21 protein-coding genes are annotated in these 18,917 nt (G+C 73.1%); 11 read left to right on the forward strand and 10 right to left on the reverse strand.

Annotated elements, in window-relative coordinates:
• Positions 1–202: 202 nt before the first annotated feature.
• Positions 203–385 carry a hypothetical protein gene (locus HNR61_RS38865; RefSeq protein ID WP_182848146.1) on the forward strand — a complete coding sequence of 61 codons (183 nt, stop codon included), beginning with the start codon at positions 203–205 and terminating at the stop codon, positions 383–385.
• 352 nt (positions 386–737) lie between these two features.
• Here HNR61_RS38865 and HNR61_RS38870 read toward each other — a convergent pair whose 3' ends face one another.
• Together HNR61_RS38870 and HNR61_RS38875 are read right to left on the reverse strand one after the other, a co-directional pair.
• A complete protein-coding gene (locus HNR61_RS38870) occupies positions 738–1,286 on the reverse strand; it encodes a hypothetical protein (RefSeq protein ID WP_182848147.1) in 549 nt (182 codons plus the stop codon).
• 260 nt (positions 1,287–1,546) lie between these two features.
• Positions 1,547–2,038 (reverse strand): MarR family winged helix-turn-helix transcriptional regulator, encoded by a 492-nt coding sequence (locus HNR61_RS38875; RefSeq protein ID WP_182848148.1) that lies wholly within the window; start codon positions 2,036–2,038, stop codon positions 1,547–1,549.
• A gap of 128 nt (positions 2,039–2,166) precedes the next feature.
• On the opposite strand from HNR61_RS38875, the gene HNR61_RS38880 reads away from it, so the two are divergent.
• Entirely contained in the window at positions 2,167–3,636 is a 1,470-nt protein-coding gene (locus tag HNR61_RS38880) for an MFS transporter (protein ID WP_182848149.1), read from the forward strand.
• Between the two features lie 72 nt (positions 3,637–3,708).
• Here HNR61_RS38880 and HNR61_RS38885 read toward each other — a convergent pair whose 3' ends face one another.
• A complete protein-coding gene (locus tag HNR61_RS38885) occupies positions 3,709–4,977 on the reverse strand; it encodes an MFS transporter (protein WP_246444732.1) in 1,269 nt (422 codons plus the stop codon).
• Positions 4,978–5,013: 36 nt separating this feature from the next.
• Between HNR61_RS38885 and HNR61_RS38890 the strand changes: the two genes are divergently transcribed.
• A complete protein-coding gene (locus HNR61_RS38890) occupies positions 5,014–6,063 on the forward strand; it encodes a LacI family DNA-binding transcriptional regulator (protein WP_182848150.1) in 1,050 nt (349 codons plus the stop codon).
• A gap of 77 nt (positions 6,064–6,140) precedes the next feature.
• On the opposite strand, the gene HNR61_RS38895 is transcribed toward HNR61_RS38890, so the two are convergent.
• A complete protein-coding gene (locus HNR61_RS38895; RefSeq protein WP_182848151.1) occupies positions 6,141–7,121 on the reverse strand; it encodes a threonine ammonia-lyase in 981 nt (326 codons plus the stop codon).
• A gap of 89 nt (positions 7,122–7,210) precedes the next feature.
• Between HNR61_RS38895 and HNR61_RS49650 the strand changes: the two genes are divergently transcribed.
• From HNR61_RS49650 to HNR61_RS38910, 3 genes are all read left to right on the forward strand, one after another.
• Positions 7,211–7,936 (forward strand): arsenate reductase/protein-tyrosine-phosphatase family protein, encoded by a 726-nt coding sequence (locus HNR61_RS49650; RefSeq protein ID WP_312898309.1) that lies wholly within the window; start codon positions 7,211–7,213, stop codon positions 7,934–7,936.
• Positions 7,937–7,957: 21 nt separating this feature from the next.
• Positions 7,958–8,344: a VOC family protein gene (locus tag HNR61_RS38905; RefSeq protein WP_182848152.1), complete on the forward strand. Its 387-nt coding sequence runs from the start codon at positions 7,958–7,960 to the stop codon at positions 8,342–8,344.
• 101 nt (positions 8,345–8,445) lie between these two features.
• Complete coding sequence (locus HNR61_RS38910) at positions 8,446–9,729, forward strand: APC family permease (RefSeq protein WP_281400688.1); 1,284 nt, start codon at positions 8,446–8,448, stop codon at positions 9,727–9,729.
• 42 nt (positions 9,730–9,771) lie between these two features.
• On the opposite strand, the gene HNR61_RS38915 is transcribed toward HNR61_RS38910, so the two are convergent.
• The 3 genes from HNR61_RS38915 to HNR61_RS38925 are packed head-to-tail and all read right to left on the reverse strand — an operon-like array spanning position 9,772 to position 12,398.
• Positions 9,772–10,740 carry an NHL repeat-containing protein gene (locus HNR61_RS38915; RefSeq protein ID WP_182848154.1) on the reverse strand — a complete coding sequence of 323 codons (969 nt, stop codon included), beginning with the start codon at positions 10,738–10,740 and terminating at the stop codon, positions 9,772–9,774.
• A 48-nt stretch (positions 10,741–10,788) separates the two neighbouring features.
• Complete coding sequence (locus HNR61_RS38920; protein ID WP_182848155.1) at positions 10,789–11,427, reverse strand: NAD(P)-dependent oxidoreductase; 639 nt, start codon at positions 11,425–11,427, stop codon at positions 10,789–10,791.
• A 2-nt stretch (positions 11,428–11,429) separates the two neighbouring features.
• Complete coding sequence (locus HNR61_RS38925) at positions 11,430–12,398, reverse strand: EamA family transporter (protein WP_246444734.1); 969 nt, start codon at positions 12,396–12,398, stop codon at positions 11,430–11,432.
• A gap of 106 nt (positions 12,399–12,504) precedes the next feature.
• Between HNR61_RS38925 and HNR61_RS38930 the strand changes: the two genes are divergently transcribed.
• Positions 12,505–13,005, forward strand: a complete 501-nt coding sequence (locus HNR61_RS38930; protein ID WP_182848157.1) for a MarR family winged helix-turn-helix transcriptional regulator — start codon at positions 12,505–12,507, stop codon at positions 13,003–13,005.
• Between the two features lie 131 nt (positions 13,006–13,136).
• Here HNR61_RS38930 and HNR61_RS38935 read toward each other — a convergent pair whose 3' ends face one another.
• On the reverse strand, positions 13,137–13,601 hold the full coding sequence (locus HNR61_RS38935) for an Lrp/AsnC family transcriptional regulator (protein ID WP_182848158.1): 465 nt from the start codon (positions 13,599–13,601) through the stop codon (positions 13,137–13,139).
• A 123-nt stretch (positions 13,602–13,724) separates the two neighbouring features.
• On the opposite strand from HNR61_RS38935, the gene HNR61_RS38940 reads away from it, so the two are divergent.
• Together HNR61_RS38940 and HNR61_RS38945 are read left to right on the forward strand one after the other, a co-directional pair.
• On the forward strand, positions 13,725–14,267 hold the full coding sequence (locus HNR61_RS38940) for an RBBP9/YdeN family alpha/beta hydrolase (RefSeq protein ID WP_182848159.1): 543 nt from the start codon (positions 13,725–13,727) through the stop codon (positions 14,265–14,267).
• A 402-nt stretch (positions 14,268–14,669) separates the two neighbouring features.
• Positions 14,670–15,158, forward strand: coding sequence for a hypothetical protein (locus HNR61_RS38945; RefSeq protein ID WP_182848160.1), 489 nt, complete (start codon positions 14,670–14,672; stop codon positions 15,156–15,158).
• 448 nt (positions 15,159–15,606) lie between these two features.
• Here the strand turns inward: HNR61_RS38945 and HNR61_RS38950 are convergent, their stop codons facing one another.
• Positions 15,607–16,614, reverse strand: a complete 1,008-nt coding sequence (locus HNR61_RS38950; RefSeq protein ID WP_182848161.1) for a helix-turn-helix transcriptional regulator — start codon at positions 16,612–16,614, stop codon at positions 15,607–15,609.
• Between the two features lie 161 nt (positions 16,615–16,775).
• On the opposite strand from HNR61_RS38950, the gene HNR61_RS38955 reads away from it, so the two are divergent.
• Positions 16,776–17,201: a VOC family protein gene (locus tag HNR61_RS38955; RefSeq protein WP_182848162.1), complete on the forward strand. Its 426-nt coding sequence runs from the start codon at positions 16,776–16,778 to the stop codon at positions 17,199–17,201.
• A gap of 241 nt (positions 17,202–17,442) precedes the next feature.
• Positions 17,443–18,102: a formylglycine-generating enzyme family protein gene (locus HNR61_RS38960; RefSeq protein WP_182848163.1), complete on the forward strand. Its 660-nt coding sequence runs from the start codon at positions 17,443–17,445 to the stop codon at positions 18,100–18,102.
• Positions 18,103–18,116: 14 nt separating this feature from the next.
• Here HNR61_RS38960 and HNR61_RS38965 read toward each other — a convergent pair whose 3' ends face one another.
• Positions 18,117–18,452: a hypothetical protein gene (locus HNR61_RS38965; protein WP_182848164.1), complete on the reverse strand. Its 336-nt coding sequence runs from the start codon at positions 18,450–18,452 to the stop codon at positions 18,117–18,119.
• Between the last annotated feature and the right edge of the window lie 465 nt (positions 18,453–18,917).

Consider the following 18,917-nt stretch of genomic DNA (forward strand, 5'->3'; position numbering starts at 1 on the left):
CAAAAAGCACCACCCCCGGACCTGATCGCATCACCGCCCCGCATCACTGAACGGCATGAAGATGAAAGCCCACCACCAAGACCTCGCCCCGGTGGCCGCGGCGTGGCCCCGCCTCGGCAAGGTCGACGCACGCGAGGCCGTCGCTCATGGGAGCCCGCATCTCAGCCTCGGTCGACGTCCCGGAGAGCCGTAGGATGCCGGGATGAGTGACGATGAGTGGGATCACATCATCCGTTCGGCGAGGCAGGGTGAGTCCGGCCCTTGGACGTGCCCTGAGTGCGACGAGTACACCGTCGAGTTGGGTCAGCGGTTCGAGCAGGGCCAGGTGGTGGAGCACACACTGATGTGCCTCGCCTGCGAGGCGGAGGTCGTCGCACCTGCCTGAGACGCGTCAGGCGGGTAGCCAGTGAGCCGGCGCCGCATCCGACGTCCAGGACACGTTCTGCGCCATCGGGAACTTAGCGAAGCAGCAACCGCTGGTAGTACTCGTTGTGGTCGCAGGCGAACGTGGCCGGATCGCCGTGGTCGTCGACGCTCGTCGACAACGTCGTTGGTCGGCAGGCTGCGCGGCATGGATGCCCGTTGCGCTGCTCTGGAACGACCAGCCATCGTGACCGGGCCAAAGTGTGCGGATGAGTCGCTCACCTGGGTGTGACGACCACGCAAGGGGCGCGGCTGGCGCCCGCCGGGCGTTCGACGGGCTTCGGGGTGTCCCATCTCCGGCTGGCAGGGGTCCATCATGCGGAGGGCCCGCCCCAGCGGCTGAGGTCAACGGTTTCGAGCGTGGGGGATTGTCGGGTCTCGCCGTCTTTGTAGGGCGGGACGTTCGCCACCATGGGGTGGCGGAACCGCAGCGTTCCGGTGCACGGGCCGGGTGAGTCCAGGCGTGCGGTCAGCCGCAAGGACTCCCGGTCCACGCTGAGGGCGGCGAACTGAACCTGGTGGGTCAGCGGTAGCCGATCCCGCTGTCTGTTCAGCCGCCACTCGATCCGGGCGCTGGACGCGCAGGGCCGGTCGGTGCGGAATTCCACGGCGCCGTGCAGGTAGTAGGAGCCGGCGTTGAGCCGATCAGTCCACCGCCGTTTCAGGCGCGGCAGCCTGTAGGTGGAATCGATCGCCTGCCCGGCCGACATCCGATAGGCGAACCCTGGTCCGTCGGGAAACAGGACGGGTGAGGGACGGTCGCCGGCGGTGACCGAGTCGATGGGCAACCGGTCATCGTCGTAGCCCTGGAGGTGAAGGATCGCGAAGGCCGCGACCACCACCGCCACCAGTGCGACCTTCATGCCATCGCCGCCCTCAACGACCTCGCGGCATCCACGTCTCCACGACGATCTCACGCGGATGAGTTCCAGCGGTAGGCGTCCTGGGCGTGGACGCGCGCCTTAACTGACGCCGCTCCTCGCACGACATCGGGGGTGGAGACTCGCCCTGTCGGCCGGCAGGGGCATGTCCCCCTTCTGGTGGCCTGGCCGGAGGGCGGCGTAGGCCGCATCGTGCTCTGGCCGAGTGGCGTGCATCCGGCCTGCGTTGCCGTGACGCGCAGCTACTGCGAATCCCGGTCGGGCGTGGACTGGAGGCGGTGGATCTCGGCGGCGGTGCTGTGCTCGGCGGTTCTGATGAACCGCAGGAGGGTGGTGAGCGCCGCTTCGTCGAAGTCGTCGAGGTCGTCCCGGGTGCGGGCGATGAGTCCGGAGTAGGCGGCGGTCACTCGCTCAAGGCCTTCCTGGGTGGGTTCGATGAGGACCCGGCGGCGGTCGTCGGGGTCGGGGACCCGCCGGACGCAGCCCGCGGCGACGAGCCGGTCGATCATGCGTGAGGCCGATCCGGTCGTGAGGTTCACGTGCTTGGCCAGGACGCCCGGGGTCGTCGGGCCGTGACGTCCCAGGACGTGCAGGCACTGCACGTCGGTGTCGGTGACGCCCAGCCGGTCGGCGACGAGGCTGTTGAGCTGCACGACCCGGATCGCCCAGCCGGGCACCGCTTCGGTGAGCAGCGCGGTGAGCAGTGTCTCCCTCGTCGGGTCCGGCTTCGTCATGGTGGTCCCTCACCCCTCCAACTTGCTGCGTCGCGCAGAGATTTTGCGCTATGTTCTCTGTGCGGCGCAGCATCTGTGTGATGCAGCGATATTACCGCATCCCTTCCCTCCAAGGAGCGCGATCCAGCATGCCCACCTCTACACGACCACATCGCGACGCGACGGCCCCCGCCCCGCTGTCGGGACGCGCGGCCGCCGCCGTCCTGGCCGTGATCCTCCTGGCGGCCTTCATGGAGCTCCTCGACGCCACGATCGTCAGTGTGGCGGCCGCGGCGATCGCCGCGGACCTGCGCGCCGGCGAGGCCGCGCTGCAGTGGATCGTCGCCGGGTACACGCTGGCCGTCGGAGCCGGCCTGATCACCGGCGGCCGTATCGGCGACCAGTTCGGCCGCCGCCGCGTCTTCCTGCTCGGGCTGGCCGCGTTCCTGCTGGCCTCGGCCGGCTGCGGGCTGGCGCCCGACCCCGGCGCGCTGGTCGGCATGCGGGTCGCGCAGGGACTGGGCGGCGGGCTGATGATCCCGCAGGTGTTCGGCATCATCCGGGCCTCCTTCGAACCCGGCGCGCGCGCCAGGGCGCTCGGCGCCTACGGCGCCGTGCTCGGCCTGGCCTCGGTGGCCGGGCCGCTGCTCGGCGGGGTGCTGGTCGAGGCCGACCTGCTCGGCCTGGGCTGGCGGGCGATCTTCTGGGTGAACGTGCCGATCGCGGTCGTCGGGCTGATCGTGGGAGCCCGCTTCATGCCCGAGTCCCGCGCGCCCGGCGGCGCCCGGCTGGACCTGCCCGGCGCCGCCCTGGCCGCCACCGCCGCGGTGCTGCTGCTCCTGCCCCTGGTGCAGGGGCGCGAGTGGGGCTGGCCCTGGTGGGGCTTCGCCCTGCTGGCGCTGGTGGTGCCGGTGGTGGCGCTGTTCCTGGCTCGGGAACGGCGGCTGGTCGCCGCCGGCGGGCAGCCCGTCCTCGACCCCGCCCTGCTTCGCGTCCGGGCCTTCGCCGGTGGCCTGTCGGCCTCCCTGCTGTTCTTCGGGGCGCTCGGCTCCTTCTTCCTGCTGCTGTCCCTCTACCTCCAGCTCGGCACCGCCCGCACCGCGCTCGAAACCGGCCTGGTGATCCTGCCCTACGCCATCGGCTCGATCATCACCTCGGGGATCGGCGTCCAGCTCGCCCACCGCGCCGGCCGCGCGCTGCTGGTGTCCGGCGCGCTGGTGCTGGCCGCGTCCCAGCTCGTCCTGCTCCTCGTGGTCCGCGACGGCGCCGACCCCTCCTACCGGGCACTGGCCGCGCCGCTGTTCCTGGGAGGCCTGGGCCTGGGGCTCACCGCCCCGTCCCTGATCAACGTCGTGCTCGCCGGTGTCCCCGCCAAGGACGCCGGCGCCTCGGGCGGGGTCCTCACCACCGTCACCCAGATCGGCAACGCGCTCGGTGTCGCCGTGCTCGGCATCGTGTTCTTCGCCCGGCTGGAGGACTCCATGGCCGGTGGAGCCACCGGCCGCATCGCCTACGGCGACGCCCTGACCGCGATTCTGCCCTGGCAGGCCATCTGCTACATCGCCGCGGCCGCACTCATGTTCCTGCTCCCCAAGCGGGCGAACGCACCCCAGGCGTGAGCCCCCGCGCACAACCGGACCAACGTGCTGGACGACCACGGTCCCGGTACCGAGGAAACGGGACCTGGCAGGTCAGCGCACTGCCCCCGGTGAACGACGCACGGCGGCGCCGGGGGCAGTCCAGCTCCCGTCGTCCGCCGCCGCTCCGCGTCCGGCCGGGCCGCCAAGGCCGCTGAGGCGGAGCAGCACCGGAGCGAGGGCGAACAAGGCGACCGCGAGGCCCGCGACCGCGACCATGGCCCCGCGCAGCCCCACGGCGTCGGCCCACAGCCCGACATAGACCGGGCCAAGGAGAAACCCCAGGTAGGACACGGTCGTGACGGCCGACGTCGCGCGGCCGCGGCGGGACTCCCCGACGTTCCGCGAGACGATGCCGAGCAGGGTCGGAAACAGCACCGCGGTCCCGGCGGCGGCCACCGCGAGACCCAGACCCGCGATCAACAGCGTGGGGGAGACGGCGATGAGGACCGCCCCGGCCGCGGCGGTCGCCGCACCCGCCAGGAGAACGGCGCGGGCGTGGGCGGCCTTGAGACCGCCGAGGGCGAACCGCGTGAACGCCACCGTCCCGGCGAACACCGCGGGCGCGACGGCGCTCAGCCCCGTCCCCGACCGCAGCTCGCCATGGGCGAAGACCGCGCTCCAACTCTGGTGCGCGTTCTCACTGGCGAACGCCAGCGCACCCAGCACCCCGATGAGCAGGAACGGCACGGTCCCGCGCCGGTCGAACGGCGCCGGATCCGCCGCCGGAGCGCGATCACGCTCCGGCTCGGCGGCGCCGGCGGGCAGCGCCTTGACCAGGAAGGCGCCCGCCGCCAGGCAGATAACCGCCACGGCCGCGAACGGGACCGCCAGCGGCAGCGACGCGGCCGACGCCAGCCCGGTGGCGAGGCTCGCCAGGACCACCAGGCTGGAGAACACGCCGTGGGCGCGGGTGATGACGGGCCGGCCGGCGACCTTCTCGGCCCGCCCGGCGACCGCGTTCATGGCCACGTCCGCCGCTCCGCTGGTGGCGCCGACCAGGGCCAGCCCGGCGCACAGGGCCACCAGGTCCACCGCGGTCAGCGCCAACCCGGCGCCGGCGCCGCCAAGGGCGGCGACGGCCACGGCCGTGACCCGCAGCCCCCACCGGTCGAGCGCCCGGCCCACCAGCAGCATCGCGGGAAGGGCCCCCGCGCCCACGAACAGCAGCGCCAGCCCGAGCCGGCCGTCATCGACGCCGGCCTGGTGCTGGACCCGCGGCACGGAGGCGCCCCACACCCCCCAGAACGCGCCGAAGGCCGCAAAGGCCACCACCGACGAAACGACCATGCGGCGCGACGGGCCGGCAGGAGTCCACCTCATCTGTGTAACGATACACAACCCGCTAGGCTGGCCCCCATGGAATCGTCCGCGGGCCCGAGGCGGGTGACCCTCGCGCAGGTGGCCGAACTGGCCGGCGTGTCGGTCATGACCGCCTCCTACACCTACAACCGGCCGAGCCGCGTCTCGGACCAGGCCCGGTCCAAGGTGCTCGCCGCGGCCGCCCGGCTGGGATACGCCGGCCCCGATCCCAGCGCCCGGTCGCTGCGCCGGGGCAGCACCCGCACGCTCGGCGTCGTGATGGGCGAGCACCTGAGCTATGCGTTCGAGGACCCCGAGGCGGTGTCCTTCCTGGCCGGGATCGCCGACATCTGCGCAGGCCACGGCTATGGCATGACCATCTTGCCGATCACCGGCGCCGCCGACGACGTGCAGCGGATCAAAAGCGCCGCCGTCGACGGGTTCATCGTCTGGACCACCTCCGACGACGATCCGGTCCTGGCGGCCGTCCGGGCGATGAGGCGCCCCGCGGTGGTCCACGGCGGACCGGCCGTCCAGGGGATGGGGCTGGTGGGCATCGACGACCGCGCCGCGGCACACGCGGTGGGCACCGTCGCGTTCGCGGGCGCCGAACGCCCGGCGATAGTGAGCTTCCCGCTGTCCCGGGACCGGACCAGCGCGATCGTCGGCGGCGCGGACATCACGGAGGTGCTGTTCCCGGTGACGCGGGAGCGGCTGGAGGGCTACCGGCGGGCGGCCGAGGACGCCGGCATCGCCTGGCGCGACGTGCCCGTCGCGGTGTGCGCCCGCAACGACGCGGCCGAGGCCGAGCGGGCCGCGGCGGCCCTGCTGGCGTCCGCCGAGCCGCCCGACGCGATCGCCGCGATGAGCGACCAGCAGGCGGCCGGGGTCGTCCACGCGATCCGCGCCGCCGGTCGCGCCATCCCCGAGGAGGTGGCGGTGACCGGATGGGACGACGCGGCGGTGGCGGCGCGGCTCGGGCTGACGACGGTCGCCCAGTCACTGCGCGACCAGGGCGCGGCGTGCGCGCACGCCGCGCTCGGGCGGGAACCGGACTCGCGGACCGCGCCCTGGTCGATCGTCCGCAGAGCCAGCACACGCCGGTGACCGCTTCGCGAGCGCGACACGGTCACCACGTCCGACGCCCGGCCGACGGGACGGCCGGCGTCGGCGAGGGGCAAGCCTCAGGGTTCGCGGAGGGGGGCCGCGCCGATCCAGCGGTGATAGGCGTCGATGTCGACGTTGCCGCCGCACACGATGGTGGCCACGTGCCGGCCGGCGAAGCGGTCACGGTCCTCCAGGATCGCCGCGACGCCGAGCGCGGCCGACGGTTCGACGACGAGGCCCGCGCGGTCGAGGAGCATCCGCATACCGGCGATGATCGACGCCTCCTGGACCAGCACGGCGTCGTCGGCCACCAGCAGGAGGTCGTCCAGGACCGCCGGGATGGGACGCCGGCCGGCGACGCCGTCGGCGATGGTGTCGGTCGAGTCGGTGGTGACGACGCGCCGCTGACGCCACGAGCGCGTCATCGCCGGTGCGCCCAGCGGCTGGACGCAGATCACCTCGACCCCGGGGGCCAGGGCCTTCACCACATGCCCCACGCCGGTGGCCAGCGCCCCGCCGCCGAGGGCGACCAGGACGGCGTCGAACGAGGGCGCGGCGTCCACCAGTTCCAGGCCGATGGTCGCCGCGCCCTCGCAGGTCTCGATGTCCAGGCTGTCCTCGACCAGCCGGACGCCCTCGTGCCGCGCGATGTCCGCCGCCCGCTCGCGGGCCATGTCGAAGTCGCCGTCCACCAGCTCCAACCCGGCGCCCAACGCGCGGATGCGCTCCAGCTTGGCCGCCGGCGCGAAGCGGGACGCCACGACGGTGATGTCGAGACCCCGGTCGCGGCCGGACCAGGCCAGGGCCTGGCCGAGGTTGCCCGCGCTGGCGCACACCGCGGCCCGCGAGCCGTTGGCGGCGAGCAGGCCGGTGACCACCTCGGTGCCGCGGGCCTTGAAACTGCGGACCGGGTTCGCCGTTTCCAGCTTGATGCTCACCGCGCACCCGAGGTCGGGCTCCAGCGCCTCGCAGAGGTACAGCGGGGTGTCGAGGAAGAGCGGATCGATCATCTGGCGGGCCGCCCGGATCCGGGCGGTGTCGAGGCGCGTCTCCTGCACGACACAGCAGCGTAGCGCCACCGGCGGCCACCGCCCGAAAACACATCAAACTATTTTGAATCAAATTGGCTTGATGTAATGTGATGGAGGTGAGGACGCCCGACCGAGTGCCGATCCCGCTGCTGATGCGCATGGCGGCGCACCCGCTGCGCTGGGCCCTGATGACCGGGCTGGCGTCCAGCGATCGGCGGGTACGGGAGCTGGCCGCCGCCGTCGGCGAACCACAGAACCTGGTCTCCTACCACCTGCGGCTGCTGCGCAAGGCCGGGCTGGTCACCGCGCGCCGCAGCAACTTCGACGGCCGCGACACCTACTACCACCTCGACCTGGCCCGCTGCGCGAGCGCGTTCGGCGACGCGGCCGCCGCCCTGCACCCGGCGCTGGCGCCCGCGAACCGCGCGGTGGCGAAAAAGGGCTCGGTGCTGTTCCTGTGCACCGGCAACAGCGCGCGTTCCCCGATGGCCGAGGCGCTGCTGCGGCACCGCGTCGCGGGCGTCCGGGTCGCCAGCGCGGGCAGCCACCCCGCGCCGCGGCTGCATCCGAACGCGGTGCGGGTCCTGCGCGAGGACTACGGCATCGACCTCGAACCCCGGCGGCCGCGGTCACTGGACGCGCTCACCGGACGGCGCTTCGACCACGTGATCACCCTGTGCGACAGGATCCGCGAGATCCCTCGTGACCACGGACCGGCCGCCACCGCGCACTGGAGCCTGCCCGACCCGTCCGCCGCCGGGGACACCGACCGCGCGACCTACCCGGAGTTCCGGCGTGTCGCAAAGGAACTCGACACCCGTATCGCATTCCTGCCCCTGTGACCGCGACAAGGAGGGCTGACCATGACGACCCCGACCAACGAGCCGGCCGGCGTCCGCTACCTCACCGAGGACGTGCGGGCAGCCGTCGACTTCTACACCACCCACCTCGGCTTCACCGTCGCCTTCGACGCCACGCCCGCCTTCGCCGACGTCAGGCGCGGCGCGCTGCGGCTGCTGCTGTCGGGGCCGGCCTCCTCCGGCGCCCGCGCCACGCCCGACGACGCCGCCACCGCCGGCCGCAACCGCATCCACCTCGTCGTCGACGACCTCGACGCCGAGATCGACCGCCTGCGCGACGCCGGGCTGACCTTCCGAAGCGAGCCGGTGTCCGGCCCCGGCGGACGCCAGATCCTGATCGCCGACCCCGCCGGCAACCTCGTCGAGCTGTTCCAGCCCGCGCCCCGCTGACACCCCCCATGCCGACAGGCCGCCCAGCGGACGACCGGCGCCCCGGCGCTCGTCGCGGCGTTCCCGTCCGCCCCGAGAACGCACGCTGTGAGGAGCCCCCCTTGACCAAGAACGTCTCGGCCGGACCGAACGGGACGGCGAGCGCTCCGCCCGCGCTGAGCCGGCGGCTCGGCCTCGCCGACGCCGTCGTCATCGGGCTGGGCTCGATGATCGGCGCGGGGGTCTTCGCCGCGTTCGCGCCCGCCGCGCGCGCGGCCGGGTCGGGACTGCTGCTCGGGCTGGCGATCGCGGCGGTGGTCGCCTACTGCAACGCGACCTCCTCGGCGCGGCTGGCGGCCCGCTACCCCGCCTCGGGGGGAACCTACGTCTACGGCCGCGAGCGCCTGGGCCCGTTCTGGGGTTATCTGGCGGGCTGGAGCTTCGTGGTCGGCAAGACCGCCTCCTGCGCCGCGATGGCGCTGACCGTCGGCACCTACCTCTGGCCCGGGCACGCGCACGCCGTCGCGGTGGGAGCGGTGGTGCTGCTGACCGCGGTGAACTACAGCGGCGTGCAGAAGTCGGCCCGGCTGACCCGGGCCATCGTCGCCGTGGTCCTCGCGGTCCTCGCCGCCGTCCCCGTCGCGTCGTTCACCACCGGCGAGGCCGACTGGACCCGCCTGGAGATCGGCACCGGTGCCACCGCCACCGGCGTCCTGCAGGCCGCCGGGCTGCTGTTCTTCGCCTTCGCCGGATACGCGCGCATCGCCACCCTGGGCGAGGAGGTCCGCGACCCGGCACGCACCCTTCCCCGGGCGATCCCGCTCGCGCTGGCGATCACCCTGGTGGTGTACGCCGCGGTCGCGGTGGCCGCGCTGGGCGTGCTGGGCCCGCAACGGCTGGCCGCGGCGACGGCGCCGCTGTCGGACCTGGCGCACGCCACCGGCCTCGGCCCCCTGCGACCGGCCGTCCGCGTCGCGGCGGCGGTCGCCGCGCTGGGGTCGCTGCTCGCGCTGATCCTCGGGGTGTCCCGCACGACCCTGGCCATGGCCCGCGACCGGCACCTGCCGCACGCGCTGGCCGCGGTGCACCCCCGTTTCCAGGTCCCCCACCGCGCCGAACTGGCCGTCGGAGCGGTCGTCGCCGTCGCCGCTGCGACCGCCGACCTGCGTTCGGCGATCGGGTTCTCCTCCTTCGGCGTCCTGCTCTACTACGCCATCGCCAACGCCTCGGCCTGGACCCTGACCCCCGCCGAGAACCGGCCGCCGCGAGCGATCCCCGCCGTCGGACTGCTCGGCTGCCTGCTGCTGGCCTTCACCCTGCCCCGGCCGTCGATCCTCACCGGCGCCGCGGTCATCGCCCTCGGCGCCGCCGTCTACGCCGTCCGGAACCGCCTCACCCGCCGATGAGACCGGCGCCGGGCGGGGACCGGGAAGACCCCCGCGGGCCGGTCACCGCTCAGGCTCGGGGATGGCGACGGCGTTGTACCACGTGCGCCGGGGGTCCGGCGCGTCGAAACGGGCGTTGGGGAGGTACAGCCGGGAGCCGAACGCGGCCACGGTCGCCGGCACGTCGAACCGGTCATCGCCCACCCGCCGGACGACGCGTCCCTCGGTCCCCGTCGCGTTCAGTCGCAGGACGGCCACGACGTTGCGCCGGTTCTGCACCGCGAACAGCGTCCGGCCGCGCAGCAACAGGCCATCGCCTTCCGGCAGCGACTCGCCGCGCAGGTCCACCCGGCGGGTCGCGCCGGTCGCCGGGTCGACGCGGAACAGCCCGCCGGTGTTGGACTGCACGACGAGCAGGCCCCGGCCGTCCGGGGTCGGCGTGATGCCGTTGGCGTTGAAGCCGGGGCCGTACACCAGGTCGCCGGTCAGCGGGATCCGCACCGCGGCGGCGGGCAGCCGTCCCCCGCGCAGCGGCAGCTTGTAGAGCACCGGGTTGGTGGAGTCGGTGATCCACACCGCGCCCCGGGCGATGATGACGTCGTTGACGAACGCCGGGCCGGTGGCCAGCCGGTAGGAGGCCAGCACCCGGCCGGTGCGGACGTCGACGACCCGCGCGTCACCGCCCGTGCCGCCCGCCACGAACAGCCGCCCGCGCCCGTCGGTCCTCATCCCGAGGGACGGGGTGCCGGGCCCGCGACTGAAGATCGCGCCGCGTCCGGTGCGCAGGTCGGCGCGGTAGAGGGAGCCGTCGGCCATGGAGCCGAAGTAGGCCACCGGGCCGGGCCCGATCGCGATGCCCTCGGGGCGGAACCCGTTCGGAAGCCGGATCGTGGCCGGCGCGACCGCCGGGCCGGGTCGCGGGCCGGGGGTGTGCCGGTCGGGGGCGGGAGGGTCGACGGCCGCCCGCGCCGGTGCGCTCACCGTGGCGACCAGCCCGAGCACCAGCACGGCCGTCGCCTTCTGGCGTCGCATGATGCGTTCTCCTTTGTTCCGCGAGGTCGGTAGGGGGTTGGTAGGGGGTCAGTAGGCGACCGTGAACCGGGTCCGGTGGTGCCGGGGCCGCTCGGCCTCGTCCAGCAGGGCGACCGCGAAGTCCTCGATGGAGATCCGGGACTGGCCCCGGGCGTCGAGGAGCAGCTCGTCGGTTCCCAGCCGGTAGGCGCCGGTGCGCTCGCCGGGTTTCAGCAGCGCCGGGGGGCTCAGGTAGGCCCAGTCCACCTCGGTCTCGGCGCGGCAGACCGCGTGCTGGTCGGCGCACGCGAGCGCGATGTCGCGGATCTCGGCCGGGAGCGCCGGGTCCTCGACCACCGTCATGCCGTTCCCGCCGGGGACGGTCAGGGTCGCGGCGCCGCCGACGACGAGCAGCCGCACGCCGGTCCCGGCCAGCCCGGCCAGCAGCGCCCTGGTGGCCATGGCCAGCTCGTGCTCCCGGCCCGGCACCGGCCGGGTCGCGGTGATCACCACGTCCTGGCCGGCGGCGAGTGCGGCCACCTGCCCGGGGTCGCGCGCGTCGCCGGTGCGGTGGAGGGCCGCGGCGGGCAGTTCCCGGAACCGGGCCGGGTCCCGTACGACGGCGGTGACCCGGTGGCCGCGCGACAGCGCCTCGGCCACCACCCGGGCGCCGACGCCGCCGGCCGCTCCGAACACGGTGATACGCATGATCATGAACTCCTCGGTGTCGTGACGAGAGTGCCCGCGGTGGTCGGGGTGTCCGGGCCCGGCGGCCGGGGGCGCGGTCGGGGGCGCGGCCGGGCCGGGCGCTGGCCGGCCAGGGTGCCGCCGAGGGCGAGGGCCATGCCGAGCAGTTGCAGCGGGGTCAGGGCCTGGCCGAGCGCGGCCCAGCCGATGACGGCCGCCGACAGCGGGCTGAGCAGCAGCAGGAAGGCCACCGAGGTGGCGGGCAGGCGGGAGATGCCCCGGAACCACAGCCAGTACGCGGCGGCCGTACCGATCGCTCCGAGGTACAGGTAGCCGCCGACGGCGCGTCCGTCCAGGGCGGGGGGCGCGCCCTCGGCGAGCAGGGCGACCGGGACGAGCAGCAGCCCGCCGGCGGTCAGTTGCCAGGCGGTGAAGGCCAGCGGGCCCACCCCCTCGGGACGGCCCCAGCGCTTGGTGAGCACGGTGCCCGCCGACAGCAGCGCGGCCCCGGCCAGCCCGGCGAGCACGCCGACGGTGTCGAGCCGCGCGTCGGCGCGCAGGACCACGAGCGCCACCCCGGCCAGCCCCGTGAGACCGGCCAGCAGCCCGCGCGCGGTCGGCCGTTCGGCGAGCAGCAGGGCCGCGAACGCCAGCGCGAACAGCGGACCGACCGCGGCGAGCACCGCCGCGACCCCGCCGGGCAGCCGGTAGGCGGCCAGGAACAGCAGCGGGGTGAACGCCCCGATGTTCAGCGCGCCGAGCACCGCCGAGCGCCACAGCCACGCGCCGCGCGGGAGGACCCGCGTGACGGCGAACAGCGCCAGACCCGCCGGCAGCACCCGCATCACCGCGGTGAACAGCGGACGCCCCGGCGGCAGGAACTCGGTGGTGACGGCGTAGGTCGACCCCCACGTGAGCGGGGCGAGCGCGGTGAGGGCCAGGTCGCGGACGTTCGGCGGGGGACCGCCGCGCCGGGCCTTGAAGACGGCCAACAGATCACTCCTCATTAAGAATCTCAACATTGAGATACCAGCATGGGAGTATGCTCACCGTCAAGTTGGTCAACGTTGAGATTGTTCACGCCGAGAGAGGCCGCCGATGAGCGACGCGGTGGATCAGATCCTCGCCCAGTGGCAGAAGGAACGCCCCGACATCGACGTCTGGCCCATGGGGGTCGTCGGGCGGATCACCCGGCTGTCCCGGCTCCTGGACCGGGAGCTGAAGGACTTCTTCGCCGGGTACGGCCTGGAACGCTGGGAGTTCGACGTGCTGGCCACCCTCCGCCGGGCCGGGCCGCCCTACGCGCTGACGGCGGGCGCGCTCAACCGGGCCGCCATGGTGACCTCCGGCGCCATCACCAACCGGATCGACCGGCTGGCGGCCCGGGGACTCGTCGAACGCGTGCCCGACGAGGAGGACCGGCGTTCCGTGCGCGTCCGCCTGACCGACGAGGGCCGCGCGCTGGTCGACGAGATCCTGGAGCCGCACGTGGCGAACGAGACGCGCCTGCTCGCCACGCTGGCCCCACCGGAACGGGACCTGCTGACCGGCCTGCTGCGCGGCCTCCTGGAGTCACTGGACGACACCGCGATCAACTAGGACACCCTCAGGGACGCGCAGACCGTCGCGGTGCACCGGATCCGAACCCGCGAGGGAGAGGCGGTGGAGTGCTGGGCTGTGCCGGAGCGGCTCTGGAGAGCGGGCCGCATCACCGCTCCGTCCGCTCCGGCTCAGGTCGGTCGTCCGGCCGCTTCAGTGATGCCGGTCAGCGGCTTCCGGGGATAGGCGCGCAGCACGAGCGACGTGGTGACCGGGCCGTAACGGGCCAGCACGTCGACGACCTCCTCAAGCCGTCCCGCCTGCGGACAGTGGACCTCGAAGATGAGGCAGTCCTCCCCGGTGACCCGCAGGACGGAGGCGACCTCGGGGGTCTGGGAAGCGAAGTCCAGGGCGGGGGCGAGCCGGGCGTGCGTGGTGCGCAGCCGGACGACCGCGTGAATGTTCAGACCGAGCGCCACCGGATCGACGACGGCCCTGTAGCCGGTGATGACGCCGCTCCTCTCCAGCCGCTGGATGCGCGCGCCGGCCGCGGGCTGCGAGAGCCCGACGCGGCGGCCCACCTCGGCGCCGGTCAACCGGCCCTCGGCCTGGAGCAGGGCGAGGATGTCCCGGTCGATCCGGTCGAGTGATTCCATCGTTGTCCGCACCATCTTCTTTGAGATCACTTGCGCCGCTGTCACCGTTCCGCCGCTTCCCGCACAATCTGCGCCAGGCGTCCCCGGAACCGCCGGGGGCGGCGAGGGAAACGGTGGCAGGCCATGGTCGCGTACCTCATCATCCCCGGCATCGACGGCTCCGACGAACGGCACTGGCAGACCCTGTGGGAGCGGCGGTGGGGCGCCGCGGCGGTCAGGATCGCCCCCGCCTCGTGGTCCGCCCCCGATCTCGACGACTGGGTCGGCGCCGTGCAGAGGGCGTACGACGATGCCTCCCGGCGGGACGGCCCGGTCGTGCTGGTGGCCCACAGCCTGGGCTGCTGGGCGGCGTCCACCTGGCTGAACACCGGCCCGTCGAACCCGGCGGGCGCGTTCCTGGTCGCGCCGCCCGACCCGCAGGGACCGGCGTTCCCGCGCGAGGCGGCCGCGACGTTCGCCGAGGTGTCCGCACAGCCGTTGCCGTGCCCGGCCCTGGTGGTGGGCAGCGCCAACGACCCGTACTGCACCCCCGGGACGGCCCGCGGCCTCGCGGCCCGATGGAAGGCGCGATGGCATCTGGCCGGCGCGTGCGGGCACCTGAACTCCGCCAGCGGCCTGGGCTCATGGCCACGCGGCCGGGAGCTCCTGGACTCGCTGACCCGGTAGTGGTCGGCCACCGCGCGGGACGCGCCGCCGCCCCGGCTCATTGCCCGCTCAGCAGGACGGCCCGGGAGATGGGTGAGGACGGCGACCCCGCCCAGGCCCGCGCCCCCTCCGCGAGGGGCGAGGGCACGGGGCTCCGGGCAGCCGGGCACGGTGACACCGGCCCAAAGGTTCGGGAAGCCCCGCGACATGGCGGTGACCGCATGATGTTCGCCGCGGTGCCGGACCGGGGCCGGGGGGCCGCGCCCGAGGCGGAGCCCGTCCCGAAAGGGCCTGGTCGTGAGGTTGCTGCGAGGGCGCGAACCGCCCACCGGACGACAACACGCCGTCGATACGGAGAGTGATCAATCGATCGCGCATGATCATCTATGGTGGCGGCACGAACGTCGATCACCGGAGGTACCCATGAGTGTGATCAAACCGGCCCTGACGGGCCAGGTCGCCAGGACAGCAGGAATCACGGCGGCCGCGACGGCCATGGCGCTCGGCGCGCTGAGCGCGCCGGCGGCCGCCGATTCCGCCGACCCATCCACCTCGCTGGAGCTGTGTTCCACGTTTCCCGAGGACCTCCACCGGACGATGAAGGTGGAGCTGCCCGCCGTTGACGAGAAGCAGGTGAAGTGCATGTCCACCCTGGTGGAGGGAGTGCACAGGCCCCTGCACCAGACCCTGGACGGGATCAACCGCGGTCTGGGCGGCCCTGACCGCGGCCTGGACACGCCCCAGCACGACCCGAGCAAGGCCTCCAACGGCCCGGAGGAGACCGGTCCCAAGCCGGACGACACCACTCGCGACCAGACCAGCGACGCTGAACTGGAGGACGAGGAGGAGACGGACGAGGAGGACGAGGACGTCCTCCGCCTGGTCGAGCGTGCCCTCGATCTGTTCCTCTGAGCCCCCGCCTTCGGAAACCTCACCGGCGGGACCTCACCGCTCAGCGGCTCCGGCCGTCCGAGAGCCCCGCGTGCGGGGAGCGCCCCTCTTCACGGCGAAGGAACGAAGGACCTCGGGGACATCTCCACGCGGCGCCCGGGACCGCGGATTTCGGAAGCCGCCCTCGTCCGCGCGGGACCAGGACATCACCGAGACGCCGAACGCGACGGCCGGAACCAGGCTGAAGAACCCGCCGTCCGGCCGCCGCGTTCGGCGTCCTCGTCGCCGCCCGCACTGATGGGCGGCGCGCATCGGACGGACCGTCCGCACCGGGCCGGCCGCCGTCGATCTCGGGTACCTCGCGGGAAGCGCCCTACGCTCTCGTCGCCCGGGGGAAAAGGGGGTGGGTGCGGCGCGAGCGGACTCCTCTGCTCCGTCGGCTCCGGCCGCACCGCCCCAGATCTTCGTGCTACCCATCGGCTGGACCGGGCGCGCCGGTGGCGGCGTCGGCGTAGCGGCGGGCCAGGGACGCGAAGGCGTCCTTGAGCTCGGCCGGGCCCACGACCTCGATGTCGGCGTCGAACCTTCCGATGGCGGCGGCCAGACCGGCCCACGACCACGAGCCCAGGACGAGCCGGCAGCGGTCCGGCCCCAGTTCCTCGACGACTCCGTCGCGGAGGTGAGGGGACACGGCGGCGGCGGGGAGGCCGAGGACGACCTCGCCGCGGCAGGGCCAGTCGCCGGAGCCGTCGGAGCCCCGGAACCTGCCGGTCACGAAGGCCGCCACCTCGCCTCCGGGCAACTCGCGCGGGGTGAAGCGGGGGCCCGTGGGGGAGCGCGGGATGATCCGATCGGCTCGGAAGGTGCGCCAGTCCTCGCGGTCGAGATCCCACGCGACCAGGTACCAGCGTCCGTCCCAGGTGACGAGATGGTGCGGCTGCACCCGGCGCGGAGGGACCGGCACGCCACCGTCGTCCGCCCCCGGTAGGGACGCGCGGTAATCGAACCGCAGCACTTCACGGGCGTGAACGGCGGCACCGAGCGCCACGAGCACGCCGCTGTCGACCTGCGGGACCGGCCGGGACGCGGGCCGCTCGACGGCGGTGACCCGGAGCGCGTCGACACGACGGCGCAGGCGTGCGGGCATGACCTGCCGGACGGTGTTCAGCGCGCGCGCCGCGCCCTCCTCGACGCCGGCACCGGAGACGGTGGCGATCTGGAGCGCCACCGCCAGGGCGACGGCCTGCTCGTCGTCGAACAGCAACGGAGGCAGTTCCGCGCCGGCGTCGAGCCGATACCCGCCCTCAGGCCCCTTGAAGGCCGCGATGGGATAGCCGAGCTCGCGCAGGCGGTCGACATCGCGGCGCACGGTGCGCGGGCTGACGTCCAGCCGTTCGGCCAGCAGGGCCCCCGGCCAGTCCCGGCGCGCCTGAAGCAGCGACAACAACAGCAGCAACCGCGCGGAAGTCTTCGGCATGACCGCCATGGTGCCCCGAGAAGCGGCCACGACCTGGCCGCTTCCCCTGCGACTGTGATCACGAAGCAGGGCCGGGCGAGCCGATCGCCACCGGCGCCGCGACCGGAAAGCCTGGTGCGAAGACCGCACGGGCAAAAGAAACCGAAGGACAAGGAGCAAGCATGTCCGTCAACGCCGTGACCCACCTGAACTTCCGAGGGGACGCCCGCGAAGCGCTCACGTTCTACCAGTCCGTGTTCGGAGGGGACATGGTCGCGGTCACCTACGAGGAAGCCGGAAACGTCGAGGACCCCTCCGAAGCCGACCAGGTCATGTGGGGCCAGGTGGCCGCTGGAAACGGCTTTCGCGTGATGGCCTACGACGTGCCTTCGCGCACGCCGTGGAACCAGGGCGAGAACGCGTTCTTCCTTTCGCTCCGCGGCGAAACGGCCGAGGAGATCACCGGGTACTGGCGCAAGCTCTCCGAGGGCGCGACCGTCCTGCAACCGCTGGCGCCCGCGGGGTGGGCGCCCCTCTACGGGATGCTGAAGGACCGGTTCGGCATCACCTGGGTCCTGGACGTCGCCGGCGAGTACAACGCGCCCTGAGCCGTCGTCAGTACCGGCCGAGACGTCGGAGACGGACGACTCGGCGGGCGGCTGGTGCGGTGGTCGGGTGCGGTGGCCGGGTGCTCGGTCCGAGCATCGACGCCAGGGCCGGCTGTCGGGGCGCATCCGCCGTCCCGAGCAGGCCCGGACATGCCGCACCCGCCCCCTTCCGGAAGATCGTCAGTGCGGTGGAAGGACGCCGGTAGGGTGCTCTGTTGTGGACGCGGGGGCAGGAGGCGGAATGGTCGCCGTTCCGCCGGGACGGGTGACCCTGTCGGACCGGCGGACGCAGGCCAGCTGGTCGGTGGAGGTCGCGCCGTTCCAGATGTCGGCGTTCCCGGTCACGCAGTCGTGGTACGCGCAGGTGACCGGTCAGCGACCGAGTAGCGCCCAAGGTGACCGGCTGCCCGTTGAGGGCGTCTCGTGGTGGGATGCGGTCCGGTTCTGCAACGCGCTGTCCCGGCGCGAGGGAGCGACGCCCGCATACCGCCTCCATGCCGATTCTGAGGCACCCGAATGGGACGCCTCCGCAGATGGGTACCGGCTGCCGACCGAGGCCGAATGGGAGCATGCCTGCCGTGCGGGCACCACCGGCCCGCGATACGGCCAGCTTGATGAGATCGCCTGGTACCAGGGCAACTCGGGTGGGCGGATCCACCCTGTCGGTGACAAGCGACCCAACGCCTGGGGCCTGTACGACATGCTGGGCAACGCGTGGGACTGGTGCTGGGACGTCTACGACGCCGAGGTGTACGGCACCTACCGGGTGCTGCGCGGTGGTGGATGGGCCGACGAGCACTGGAGCTGTAGGGCGTCGGTGCGGCGACGCAGCCACCCGACCTTCCGGATCGACGACGTGGGATTCCGCGTCGCACGTTCCACACCGCCACCCCGGCCCTGACAGCCCCGCCGGCTTTAGGGCAACCGTTCGACCGACACCCAGCGGCGCACCGACAACCGCCAACGCAGAGTGCCCTTATGGCCGAAGTGGCCGTGGTCCACGATGTCCGCCTCGACCACGACCTTGAACCGCGCGTAGGCGCGCCGACCCGGCTCCCGCGCCTGTTCGATCAGGTCCGGCCACGGCACCGCCTCGGACTCCAGTTGACACAGCACCCGACGACGACGCCAACGCGAACGGACCACCAATTCCAACCGGGTCCACTCCCAGTGCAGGTAATGGACACCCTCGAAACGCCCCGAGCGTCCGACCTGCAACTCCTCATGCTTTAGCTCACCGCTGTCATCCACCGCTCGATCAAAGCAAACGCACCGGGCTCGCGCGCCGCCTGGAGGTGGTCTCCGGGATGGGTGCGCACCCGGCCGAGCAGAAGTTCAGGACCCCCCTCAAGTGACTTTTGTGAGTGCGGCTTGACGATTTCCATGTGGGCATGCGATCCTGATTACGGGATCGAGGTTGACAATCAATATAGGTGTGGACATTTGTCTGCACATTGATTTATGCTGCCCTTTCGCGCTTGCCCTCGACGTCCCTCCCTCGCATCGGCTGTGATGTCGTCCGGCGTGCGTGCCGTCAGTCCGTCGCGAGCCCTCGGAAGGACATCTGTTGGCAGCCTCGCGCAACCCCTCCGCCGTACCCTCTGGTCCCCGTCGCGTTTCTTTCGCGCGCATCAAGGAGCCGCTCGAAGTCCCGGACCTCCTTGCTCTGCAGACCAACTCTTTTGACTGGCTGCTGGGCAACGAGAGGTGGAAGGC

The sequence above is a fragment of the Actinomadura kijaniata genome, assembly GCF_014138665.1.
Taxonomy (GTDB): Bacteria; Actinomycetota; Actinomycetes; order Streptosporangiales; family Streptosporangiaceae; genus Spirillospora; species Spirillospora kijaniata.